The 11,812-nt window shown below is 70.7% G+C and carries 9 protein-coding genes; all 9 read right to left on the reverse strand.

The genetic code is table 11. The features are described from left to right. Positions 1 to 49 precede the first annotated feature (49 nt). On the reverse strand, positions 50 to 844 hold the full coding sequence (locus ABZ027_RS12355; RefSeq protein ID WP_356767172.1) for an FtsQ-type POTRA domain-containing protein: 795 nt from the start codon (positions 842 to 844) through the stop codon (positions 50 to 52). A gap of 25 nt (positions 845 to 869) precedes the next feature. After that, positions 870 to 1,967 (reverse strand): undecaprenyldiphospho-muramoylpentapeptide beta-N-acetylglucosaminyltransferase, encoded by a 1,098-nt coding sequence (gene murG, locus ABZ027_RS12360; protein WP_356767174.1) that lies wholly within the window; start codon positions 1,965 to 1,967, stop codon positions 870 to 872. A gap of 6 nt (positions 1,968 to 1,973) precedes the next feature. Continuing rightward, complete coding sequence (gene ftsW / locus ABZ027_RS12365) at positions 1,974 to 3,329, reverse strand: putative lipid II flippase FtsW (protein WP_356767176.1); 1,356 nt, start codon at positions 3,327 to 3,329, stop codon at positions 1,974 to 1,976. A gap of 90 nt (positions 3,330 to 3,419) precedes the next feature. Further along, positions 3,420 to 4,868 (reverse strand): UDP-N-acetylmuramoyl-L-alanine--D-glutamate ligase, encoded by a 1,449-nt coding sequence (gene murD, locus ABZ027_RS12370; RefSeq protein ID WP_356767178.1) that lies wholly within the window; start codon positions 4,866 to 4,868, stop codon positions 3,420 to 3,422. Beyond that, the gene (gene mraY / locus ABZ027_RS12375) at positions 4,850 to 5,938 is read right to left on the reverse strand and encodes a phospho-N-acetylmuramoyl-pentapeptide-transferase (protein WP_356767254.1); all 1,089 of its coding nucleotides are present in this window, start codon (positions 5,936 to 5,938) and stop codon (positions 4,850 to 4,852) included. Before mraY ends, murD begins: the two co-directional genes overlap by 19 nt. Then, on the reverse strand, positions 5,938 to 7,359 hold the full coding sequence (gene murF / locus ABZ027_RS12380) for a UDP-N-acetylmuramoyl-tripeptide--D-alanyl-D-alanine ligase (RefSeq protein ID WP_356767180.1): 1,422 nt from the start codon (positions 7,357 to 7,359) through the stop codon (positions 5,938 to 5,940). Before murF ends, mraY begins: the two co-directional genes overlap by 1 nt. Before the next feature lie 4 nt (positions 7,360 to 7,363). Next, the gene (locus ABZ027_RS12385; protein ID WP_356767182.1) at positions 7,364 to 8,947 is read right to left on the reverse strand and encodes a UDP-N-acetylmuramoyl-L-alanyl-D-glutamate--2,6-diaminopimelate ligase; all 1,584 of its coding nucleotides are present in this window, start codon (positions 8,945 to 8,947) and stop codon (positions 7,364 to 7,366) included. A gap of 207 nt (positions 8,948 to 9,154) precedes the next feature. Next, complete coding sequence (locus ABZ027_RS12390; RefSeq protein ID WP_356767184.1) at positions 9,155 to 11,134, reverse strand: penicillin-binding protein 2; 1,980 nt, start codon at positions 11,132 to 11,134, stop codon at positions 9,155 to 9,157. Further along, on the reverse strand, positions 11,131 to 11,733 hold the full coding sequence (locus tag ABZ027_RS12395; RefSeq protein WP_356767186.1) for a hypothetical protein: 603 nt from the start codon (positions 11,731 to 11,733) through the stop codon (positions 11,131 to 11,133). The genes ABZ027_RS12390 and ABZ027_RS12395 overlap by 4 nt, the downstream gene beginning before the upstream one ends. Positions 11,734 to 11,812 lie beyond the last annotated feature (79 nt).

Consider the following 11,812-nt stretch of genomic DNA (forward strand, 5'->3'; position numbering starts at 1 on the left):
ATCAGGCGTAGCGCTGCCCAACCAGGGTGCTGGCCTGCGCGGATGTGCGTCAACTCCCCGATGACGCAGGCGCGGTGGGGGCGCTGACATCGAAGTGCCGCGCGCCGGGGGTGGCTTTCATGAGAGCTGTGAGCGTACGGGCCTTGACGGAACCCTGCTCTCCGCTACCCCACGCGACGGTGCGACCGCCGCCCAGGTCCAACGAGATGTCGTCGTACGACAGCACCTTGACGGTTCGGGTGTCGCGGGCGACGGCGTCCGGAAGCGCGCCGGCGACCCGGACCGCCTCACGCACCAGCCGGCCCTCGCCGAAGCGGCGCAGGCTCGCGGCGCGCGAACCCGGCCGAGAGAGCGTCAATTCGAGTACCGGGACACCCTTAGGAGCCCGCGGAACGGTGGCGAATCGGACGCCTCCTTCGTCCACTTCAACGAAGTTTCGACCCTTTTGGACAAGGAGAACCGGAGTGCGCTCAGTCACGTTCAGCTGGATTTCATGGGGCCAGGAACGCACTACCTCAACCGCGTCAATTCGGGGCAATTTCCGGCGCAGTCGTGCCTCAATCGCGTCGGTTTCGACGGAAATCAATGGCTCCCCGACGGGAACGTCGGCTGCCTCGCGCACCTGCGCGGGGGTCAGCACCCGGGTCCCGGAGACGGACACCTCTTCCGCGCGCAGCCACTGCGAGCCGTACAACAGCCAGACGGTGCCCGCACCGAGGAGGACCAGCGCGAGGGCGAGGATGATGATCATACGAAGGCGGGGCGGTGTGAACCTCCGGAGGGGCGGCGGGCCGGACGACCTCTGCTGGCGTTCACCGCGCTCGGCGGTCGTCGATCCGGCCACGCTCCCTGCCTTCCCTCATACGTGCCTAGCGGCGTGCACGACTGGCGTTGATCGCCTCGTACACCATGCCGACGAGCAGGTCGTCGGCGTCCCGGCGGCCGAACTCGGCGGCGGCGCGGGACATCTGGTACAGCCGGTGCGGGTCGGCGAGCACGGGCAGGACGTTCTGCTGGACCCACTGGGGGGTCAGTTCCGCGTCGTCGACCAGCAGTCCGCCGCCGGCCTTGACCACCGGCTGGGCGTTCAGCCGCTGTTCGCCGTTGCCGATGGGCAGCGGGACGTAGGCGGCCGGGAGTCCGACGGCGGAGAGTTCGGCGACGGTCATCGCGCCCGCGCGGCACAGCATCATGTCGGCCGCGGCGTACGCGAGGTCCATCCGGTCCACGTACGGTACCGGGATGTACGGGGGCATCCCAGGCATCTGCTGCACCTGCGGCAGTTCGTTCTTCGGGCCGACCGCGTGCAGGACCTGGATCCCGGCCTGCTGGAGCCAGGGCGCGACCTGCTGGACCACCTCGTTGAGCCGGCGGGCGCCCTGCGAACCGCCGGAGACCAGCAGCGTCGGCAGGTTCGGGTCGAGCCCGAAGGCGGCGCGGGCCTCGGGGCGTACGGCCGCCCGGTCGAGGGTGGCGATGGCCCGGCGCAGCGGGATGCCGATGTAGCGGGCGTCCCGCAGCTTGCTGTCGGGGGTGGAGACGGCGACCTTGACGGCGTACCGGGAGCCGATCTTGTTGGCGAGGCCGGGCCGGGCGTTCGCCTCGTGGATGACGATCGGCACGCCCAGGCGCTTGGCCGCGAGATAGCCGGGCAGCGCCACGTAGCCGCCGAAACCGACGACGGCGTCCGCCCTGGTGCGCTCCAGGATCTGCTCGGCGGCCTTGATCGTGCCGCGCAGCCGGCCCGGGACGGTGATCAGCTCAGGGGTGGGCTTGCGTGGCAGCGGCACCGCGGGAATGAGCGCGAGGTCGTAGCCCCGCTCCGGTACGAGCCGGGTCTCCAGGCCGCGCTCCGTGCCCAGGGCCGTGATCCCCACGGTCGGGTCCTGCCTGCGCAGGGCGTCCGCGAGGGCGAGCGCGGGCTCGATGTGGCCGGCGGTCCCCCCACCGGCGAGTACGACATGCACCGAAATTCACCGCTCTCCGGACGAGCGCGCCGCCGAGGCACGCCGTCGCATCGTGTTCCATCTCCGAGGCCCCCGCACAGGGCCCCCCGCGCGCTTTCTACCAAAGCGGCTCTGCCGCATGGAAAGCGCCATCCGCGCAGCGGGGTCCTCACGCGCGAAGGCGATCAGGAGCCCGATGGCGAACATGGTCGGCAGCAGGGCGGACCCCCCGTACGAGAACAGCGGCAGGGGGACACCGGCGATCGGCAGCAGGCCGAGCACCGCACCGATGTTGATCACCGCCTGCGCGGTGATCCAGGTGGTCACACCTCCCGCGGCATACCTCACGAAGGGGTCCTCCGTGCGTCCGGCCACGCGGATACCCGCATAGCCTAGAGCCGCGAAGAGGGCGAGCACCGACAGCGTCCCCGCCAGGCCCAGTTCCTCACCGGTCACGGCGAAGATGAAGTCCGTGTGCGCTTCCGGGAGTTGGCCCCATTTCTCCACACTCGCACCCAGCCCGGACCCGAAGAGCCCGCCGCTGGCCAGGGCATAGATGCCGTGCACGGCCTGCCAGCAGTCGGCCACTCCGGACTTCGGTTCGGTGGCCCCGATGCACTGGAGCCGGGCCATCCGGTTGGGGCTGGTCTTGATGAGGATCACACCGAGGGTGGCGGCGACCGACAGGACCCCGACGAACAGCCGGGTCGGGGCGCCCGCCAGCCACAGCACGCCGAACAGGATCGCGGTCAGGATGATCGCCGTACCCATGTCACCGCCGAGCATGATCAGTCCGAGCAGCATGAAGGCGACCGGCACGAGCGGCACCAGCATGTGCTTCCACTGGGACAGCAGCTTCCTGTCCTGCTTGCGGGCCATCAGGTCGGCGCCCCACAGCACCAGGGCGAGCTTGCCGAACTCGCTCGGCTGGATCTGGAAGGAGCCGCCGAGCGAGATCCAGTTCTGGTTGCCGTTGACCGACATCCCTATCCCGGGCACCTGCACCAGAGCCATCAGGAAGACGGCGCCCGCCAGGATCGGGTAGGCGAGCGCCCGGTGCAGCTTCACCGGCATCCGGGAGGCGATCAGCAGCAGCACACCGCCCATCACGGCCGCCAGGAGCTGCTTGCGAAAGAAGTAGGAGCCCGGCAGGGACATCTGCAGCGCCGTGATCTGGGAGGCCGAGTAGACCATCACCAGACCCAGCACGGTGATCAGCAGACTGCCGCCGAGGATCAGGTAGTACGCGGTGAGCGGCCGGTCCCAGGCGCGGCGGGCCCGGGTGTACAGACTGAGGAACGGGTTCTCGCGCACCGTACGGGGAGCGGCGGGCCGCGCCACCCGCCGCTGCACGGGCGGCCGTCCGGTACGGCTACCGGACATCGGCGTCCTTGCCGTACGTCCGCCACGTGTGCGTGGCGGGGTTCGCGAGTCCCACGCGTCCCTCCCAGGGTCGCCCGGCAGGCGGCCGGGTCATAGGGGGTGTCTGGCGCTCCCGGAGCCGAGCTCGCGAACCGCCTCCGCGAACGCGTCACCGCGCTTGTTGTAGTTGGCGAACATGTCCATGGAGGCACAGGCCGGGGCCAGCAGAACCGTGTCGCCCTCGACCGCGAGCCGCTGCGCCTCCTGGACTGCCTGGAGCATCGCCCCAGTGTCGGTCCGGTCGAGGTCGACGACGGGTACTTCCGGGGCGTGTCGCGCGAGGGCTTCGCGGATGAGGCCGCGGTCCGCGCCGATCAGGACGACCCCTCGAAGTCGCCCTGCCGACCTGGCGACCAGCTCGTCGAAGGACGCGCCCTTGGCCAGCCCGCCGGCGATCCAGACGATCGACTCGTACGCCGCCAACGAGGCTTCCGCCGCGTGGGTGTTGGTGGCCTTGGAGTCGTCGATGTACCTGACCCCGGCCACGTCGGCGACGTGCGCGATGCGGTGGGCGTCCGGGGTGAAGGCCCGCAGGCCGTCCCGTACGGCCGCGGCCGGCACCCCGTAGGCACGCGCGAGAGCGGCCGCCGCGAGGGCGTTGGCGATGTTGTGCGGGACCGGCGGGTTGATGTCGGAGATCTCCGCCAGCTCCTGGGCGTTCTTGTGCCGGTTCTCCACGAAGGCCCGGTCGACCAGGATGCCCTCCACCACACCGAGTTGGGAGGGGCCGGGCGTGCCGAGGGTGAAGCCGACGGCTCGGCAGCCCTCCTCGACGTCGGCTTGGCGCACCAGGTCCTCAGTGGCCTTGTCGGCGACGTTGTAGACGCAGGCGACCTGATTGCCCTCGTAGATACGGCCCTTGTCGGCGGCGTACGCCTCCATGGAACCGTGCCAGTCGAGGTGGTCGGGGGCCAGGTTCAGGACGGCGGCGGAGTGGGCGCGCAGCGAGGGGGCCCAGTGGAGCTGGTAGCTCGACAGCTCCACGGCGAGGACGTCGTACTCCTCCTCGCCGAGCACCGCGTCCAGCAACGAGACGCCGATGTTGCCGACGGCTGCCGTGCGCAGGCCCGCCGCCTTGAGGATCGAGGCGAGCATCTGGACGGTGCTCGTCTTGCCGTTGGTGCCGGTGACTGCGAGCCAGGGAGCTGCCGGCCGTCCTTCCCGGCCGCGCAGCCGCCAGGCGAGTTCGACGTCACCCCACACCGGGACCCCGGCCTGCGCGGCGGCCGCGAACAGCGGCTTGTCCGGCTTCCAGCCGGGTGTGGTGACGATGAGTTCGGTGCCCTGCGGCAGGGTCGCGCCGTCGCCGAGGCGCACCGTGATGCCCAGGGCCTGAAGTTCGGCGGCCTGGGCACGGGCCCGCTCGTCGTCGCCGTCGTTGACGACCGTGACGACGGCGCCGAATCCGTGCAGCACCTTGGCCGCCGGGATGCCGGAGACGCCGAGCCCGGCGACCGTGACGCGTTTTCCCTGCCAGTCGGTCACTTTTCCGCCGCCCATCCCGCGTAGAAGAGACCCAGTCCGACAATCACACAGATGCCCTGGATGATCCAGAAGCGGACCACGACAAGGACTTCGGACCACCCCTTGAGTTCGAAGTGGTGCTGGAGTGGCGCCATTCGGAAGACCCGCTTGCCGGTGAGGCGGAACGAGCCGACCTGGATGACCACCGACATGGTGATGAGCACGAACAGGCCGCCCAGCAGGGCGAGCAGCAGCTCGGTGCGGGAGCAGATCGCGAGGCCGGCGAGCACACCGCCGAGCGCGAGCGAACCGGTGTCCCCCATGAAGATCTTGGCGGGCGAGGTGTTCCACCACAGGAAGCCGAGGCAGGCGCCCATCAGCGCGGAGGCGACGACGGCGAGGTCGAGTGGATCACGCACCTCGTAACAGGCGCCCGGGTTCGTCAGGGTCTCACCGTTGGCGCAGGACTCCTGGTACTGCCAGACACCGATGAACGTGTAGGCGCCGAAGACGAGCACCGAAGCGCCGGTGGCCAGGCCGTCGAGGCCGTCCGTCAGGTTCACGCCGTTCGACATCGCGAGGATCATGAACAGCGCCCAGACCACGAACAGCACGGGGCCGATCGTCCAGCCGAAGTCCGTGATGAAGGACAGCTTGGTGGAGGCCGGCGTCTGTCCCCGGGAGTCCGCGAACTGGAGCGAGAGCACCGCGAAGGTGATGCCGACGATCAGCTGGCCGGCCATCTTCGCCTTGGCCCGCAGACCGAGCGAACGCCGCTTGACGATCTTGATGTAGTCGTCGAGGAAACCGACCATGCCCATGCCGACCATCAAGGCGAGGACCAGGACACCCGAGAAGGTCGGAGGGGGCGTCTTGGCCTCCCCGAGGCCGGTGAACACCTTGGACAGGAAGTAGGCGACGACCGTCGCGATGATGAAGGCGATACCACCCATGGTCGGCGTACCGCGCTTGCTGCCGTGCGTGCGCGGGCCGTCGTCACGGATGTACTGCCCGTACCCCTTGCGGGCGAGGAGCTTGATCAGCAACGGGGTGCCGACCAAGGTCAAGAAGAGGCCAATGACTCCTGCGAACAGGATCTGCTTCATCATCGGGCGGAAACCTCACCCTCGGCACCGGTCTCGACGAGCGCCTGCGCCACGCTCTCGAGCCCGACCGACCGGGACGCCTTCACGAGTACGACGTCCCCCGGGCGCAACTCGCTGCGCAACAGGTCGATCGCCGCCTGTGCGTCGGACACGTGCACCGACTCCTCACCCCACGAACCCTCGTTATATGCGCCCAGTTGCAGCCAGGACGCTTCCCTGCCCCCGACCGCGACGAGCTTGCCGACATTGAGCCGGACGGCCAGCCGTCCGACCGCGTCGTGCTCGGCGAGCGCCTCGTCCCCGAGCTCGGCCATCTTGCCGAGCACCGCCCAGGTCCGGCCCCCCTTCGCCTGTGAGGCTTTGCCCATTGCGGCGAGCGCACGCAGGGCGGCTCGCATGGACTCGGGGTTCGCGTTGTAGGCGTCGTTGACGATCGTCACGCCGTCCGGGCGCTCGGTGACCTCCATACGCCAGCGGGAGAGGGAGCCCGCCTCGGAGAGCGCGGTGGCGATCTCAGCTGCGGACATGCCCAGTACGTGGGCGACGGCGGCCGCGGCGAGCGCGTTCGACACGTGATGCTCACCGTACAGGCGCATAGTCACATCGCTTGCACCGGAGGGTGTGTGAAGCCTGAAGGCGGGCTGTCCGTTGTCCGTGAGTCGCACGTTCTCGGCGCGTACGTCCGCTTCGCCGGACTCTCCGAAAAGGATCACCTTCGCCTTCGTACGGGACGCCATGGCCCGTACGAGTGGATCGTCGGCGTTGAGGACCGCGGTGCCGTCCTCGGGCAGGCTCTCGACGAGTTCGCCCTTGGCCTGCGCGATCTGCTCGCGGCCGCCGAACTCACCGATGTGCGCCGAGCCGACATTGAGGACGAGGCCGACCTTCGGCGGAGTCAGGTCGGCGAGGTAGCGGATGTGGCCGATGCCGCGGGCGCCCATCTCCAGCACGAGGAACCTGGTGTCCGCGGTGGCGGACAGGGCGGTCAGCGGCAGCCCGATCTCGTTGTTGAGCGAGCCCGGCGTCCACACCGTGGGCGCCTCGCGCTGGAGCACCTGGGCGATGAGGTCCTTGGTGCTGGTCTTGCCCGCGGAACCGGTCAGCGCGACCAGGGTCGCGCCGAGCCGTCGTACGACATGACGCGCGAGGGCGCCCAGTGCCGTCTGGACGTCGTCGACGACGATCGCGGGTACGCCGACGGGGCGGGACGCCAGTACGGCGACCGCGCCCGCTTCGACGACCGCGTGTGCGAAGTCGTGGCCGTCCACCCGCTCGCCCGCGAAGGCGACGAAGAGGCTGCCCGGCTCCACCTCACGGGAGTCACGGACGACCGCTCCGGTGACCTCGACGGACGGGTCCGGTATGTCGTGCGTCTGCCCGCCGACGACTGCTGCGATCTCGGCGAGGGAGAGGGCGATCACAAGTTCATCCCTGGGTCTTCTGGATAGCTTCGCGAAGCACCTGGCGGTCGTCGAAGGGACGGACCACGCCGGCGATGTCCTGGCCCTGCTCGTGGCCCTTGCCCGCGACCAGCACGGTGTCCCCGGGCCGCGCGCGGGACACCGCGGCGGCGATCGCGGCGGCCCGGTCCTCGAAGACCTGGACCTCGCCGCGTTCGTGTGCCGGTACGGAGGCCGCGCCCTGAAGCATGGTCGCGAGGATCGCGAGGGGGTCCTCGGAGCGGGGGTTGTCGGAGGTCAGCACCGCCGTGTCGGCGTGCCGGGCCACGGCGGCGCCCATCGGCATCCGCTTGGTCGTGTCCCGGTCGCCGCCGCAGCCGAGCACCACGTGCAACTGCCCCTCGGTGACCTTGCGCAGGGCCCGCAGGACGGATTCGACGGCGTCGGTCTTGTGGGCGTAGTCGACGACCGCGAGATACGGCTGCCCGACGTCCACCCGCTCCAGGCGGCCCGGTACGCCCGGCACGGCGGCGACGCCGTCGGCGGCGGTCTGTGGGTCGAGGCCGGCGGCGGCCAGGGTGACGATCGCGGCGAGGGTGTTGGCCACGTTGAAGGGCCCGGCGAGCGGCGAGCGGGCGGTGATCCGCTCCTCCTTGGGGCCGACCACGGTGAACGTCGAGTCCAGGGGCCCGACTTCGACGTCCTCGGCACGCCAGTCGGCGTCCGGGTGGCCCTCGGCGGAGAAGGTGACGACCGGGACGGTGGCTTCCTTGACCAGCCTGCGCCCGTACTCGTCGTCGAAGTTGACGACGCCGAGCCTGCTGCGTTTCGGCGTGAACAGCTGCGCCTTGGCCTGGAAGTAGTCCTCCATGCCGGAGTGGAACTCCATGTGTTCCGGGCTCAGGTTGGTGAAGACACCGAGGTCGAAGACACAGCCGTCGACCCGCCCCAGAACCAGGGCGTGGCTGGAGACCTCCATCGCGACCGCCTCGACGCCCCGCTCGCGCATGACCGCGAACAGGGCCTGGAGATCGGTGGCTTCGGGGGTGGTGCGCTCGGACTTGATGCGCTCGTCGCCGATCCGCGTCTCGACGGTGCCGATCAGGCCCACCCGATGCTCTCCACCGCCCTCCACCGACGACGCCTCGCGCCGGTCCCTCTCGCCGGTGGCCCAGGCCGTCCGCAGGCCGCCCTCGACGAGGTAGGCGGTGGTGGTCTTGCCGGAGGTGCCGGTGATGCCGATCTGGAGCAGATCGCGGCCCGGGTGGCCGTAGATCGTGGCCGCCAGTTCGCCCATCAGCGCCCGCGGGTCCGCGACGACCAGCACCGGCAGTCCGGTGGCGGCGGCGCGCTCGGCGCCCGTCGGGTCGGTCAGCACGGCGACCGCGCCGAGGCCGGCGGCCTGGGTGACGAAGTCGGCGCCGTGCAGGCGGGCGCCGGGGAGGGCGGCGTACAGGTCGCCGGGGCGCACGGCGCGCGAGTCGTGGGTGATGCCCGTGACCTCGGCGTCGGCCGGGCCGGCCGGCATGTCGGCACCCAGTTGATCGGCGAGCTCCGCGAGGGGTGTGGCGGAGACCTGGACCGGGCGGGGCGGTCCCAGATATGTCACGGGTGCGCCCTTCTGGGTGGTTCGGGGCTGATCAGGGTGTGGCACGGCGGTGAGCGTACCGGGCGCACCGGCCTCGGAGCGAAGTGAGGGGCCTGGCGTTGCCTGGTTCCCGGGATCGGGGGTGATCGTTGTCACGAGGTGGTTCCTGGGTGCTCGGTGCTGATCAGGACGTGGGGTCCTGACTGGTCGGACCAGGGGCCCGGCCGGTCAGGGTTTGTAGGTGACCGGGAAGCTGACGGCCTTGGCCCCGGTCGGCGGGACCTGCAGCGACTTCAGGGCGAACTCCATGACCTGTTTGTAGACGGGTCCGCAGATCTGGCCGCCGAAGTAGCTTCCCTTGGTGGCGTTCTGGATGGCGCAGTAGACGGTGACGCGGGGCTTGTCGGCGGGCGCGAATCCGGCGAACGAGGAGGTGTAGCCCTTGTACTTGCCGGTGGCCGGATCTACGCGGTTGGCGGTGCCCGTCTTGCCCGCGACCCGGTACCCCGGGATGCGCGCCTTGATGCCGGTGCCCTCCTCGTCGTCCACGACGGACTCCAGCATCTTGGCGAGGGTCTTGGCCGTCCTGGCGCTGACGACCCTTGTCTCCTTGGGCTTCGCGGCGGGGGTGAAGCGTCCGTCCGGCCCCTTCGTGCCGCGTACGAGGGAGGGTTCGAGGCGTACACCGCCGTTGGCGATGGTGGAGTAGACGGAGGCGGCCTGCACCGCGTTGAGGGACACGCCCTGGCCGAAAGGAATCGTGTACTGCTGCGAGGTCGACCAGGTGCCGGGCGGCGCGAGGATGCCCTTCGTCTCGCCGGGGAAGTCGAGTCCGGTGTAGCCGCCGATGCCGAACTTGCGCAGATAGGAGTAGAGGACCTGGTTGGCCTGCCGCTGTGTCTTGCCGAGCTGGCCGGTGGCGAGGATGGTGCCGATGTTGCTGGACTTGGCGAGCACGCCGTTGAGCGTGAGGTACCAGGTCGGGTGGTCGATGTCGTCCTTGAACAGCCGGTCGCCGCGGTGCAGGCGGTTGGGCACGACGACATGCGTCTGGGGGGTGGCGGCGTGCTGCTCCAGGACCGCGGCCATCGACATGACCTTGGCGGTGGAGCCCGGCTCGTAGGCGTCCTGGAGGGCCGCGTTGCCCATGTTCACCGAGCTGGCCTTGGACAGGTCGTTCGGGTCGAAGCCGGGCGAGTTGGCCATGGCGAGGATCTCACCGGTGCGGGTGTCCTGCACCACCACGTAGCCGCGGTCCGCCCCGGACTCCTTGACCTGCTCCGTGATCGCGTTCTGCGCGGCCCACTGGATGTCCCGGTCGACGGTGAGCTCGACATCGCTGCCGGGCACGGCGGGCGTCTCGGTGGAGCCCACGGTCGGCACCTGGCGGCCCCCGGCCTGGGCGTAGCGGATCTTGCCGTCCTTGCCCGACAGCAGGCCGTTGAGCTGCTGCTCGACACCTCCGGCGCCCTTGCCCTCGGCGTTGACCCAGCCCAGTATCCCGGCGGCGAGATCTCCGTTCGGGTACACCCGCTTGCTGGTGGGGACGGCGAGGACGCCCGCGAGGGCGTTGACGGTGCCCGGGTCGGTCTCCGCCTTGTCGGCCAGCGCCGTCTTCAGGTCCTTGATCTGCTTCCAGACCTGCGGGGTCTGGCGGTAGGCGAGCACGGTGTAGCGCAGGTTCGGGTTCGCGGGCCTGAGTTTCCTGACGAGCGTGTCCTGTTCGACCCCGAGGATCGGGGCGAGGAGGGCGGCCGCCTGCTCGGGCCCGTCGTCGACCTTCAGCTGCTTGCGGGTGAACAGCGTGGGGTCGGCGGTGATGGTGTACGCGTCCACGCTGGTCGCGAGGGCCACGCCGGCGCGGTCGGTGATACCGCCCCGGTCGGCGGCCAGGGTGTAGCCGACGTACCGGTTCTGTTGGGCCTTGGCGGCATACGTGCTCGCGTCCACGGCCTGCACCTGGAGCAGTCGTACGACGAAGGCGATGAGGACCAGGGCGAGGGCGAGGCCGACCATGCGCAGCCGTGGGCGGGGGCTGCCCAGCCGGATGGCGTTGGGGGCCGCGGGGCGGGGCGCCGGTCGGCGGGCCGGGCGGGCGCCGGAGCCCGAGCCCTGGCCGCGCCGGGCGACGGGACGGGCGGGTCGTTCGGGACGGGCGGGGCGGGGCACGCGGCGGCGCGGCGGTTGCCTGTCGGACACTTCCGTCACCTGCCGGGGGTCGGAGTCGGGTTCGTGAGGGACGGGACCGCCGGGGCCGGCCCGGCCTGCTGCGCGGGAACGGCCGGCCCGGCGGGGGCCGGGGCGACGGGCGTGGGCGTCCCGGTCGGCGCGGTGGCCGTCGGGGCCGGGGTGCCGTTCGCCGGGGGAAGCCGGTGTTCCAGGCCCATCGCTTCGGGGGCCGGCGCGAGCGGGACGCGTACGGAGGCCGGTTGGGCCTCGGCGGCGGGGCTCGGTACGCCCTTGACGGTGCCATCGGGGTTCAGGAAGGCGGGGTCGCCGCCTGGCACCATGCCGAGTTCGCGGGCTCGGCGCTGGAGCGCTTCGGGGGCCGAGTAGGCGTCGATGTCCCGTTGCAGAGCCTGTTCCTCGTCGGTGAGGTCCGTCGTCCCCTTCTGCACGTCGTCGAGTTTGAACGAACCTTCGGAAAGGGCGGAGTTCAGCACCAGCAGCCCGATCAGGCCACCGCCGAGCAGGAGCACCACCAGCAGGACGAACGGGGTGCGGGCGGCCTGGCCGGAGCCCGCCGAGACCGGGATGAGCCGTGCGAGCCGGGCGGCCCTGCCCCTCAGTTGGGGTTTCCTGCTCACTCGCCCTCCCCCTGAGTCCCGATGTCCGACCTGCCCGCCCCCGGGCCCGGGCCGCACACCGGGCGGCCCCGCCCCTGCG

It is taken from the genome of Streptomyces sp. NPDC006332 (assembly GCF_040612855.1).
Classification (GTDB): domain Bacteria; phylum Actinomycetota; class Actinomycetes; order Streptomycetales; family Streptomycetaceae; genus Streptomyces.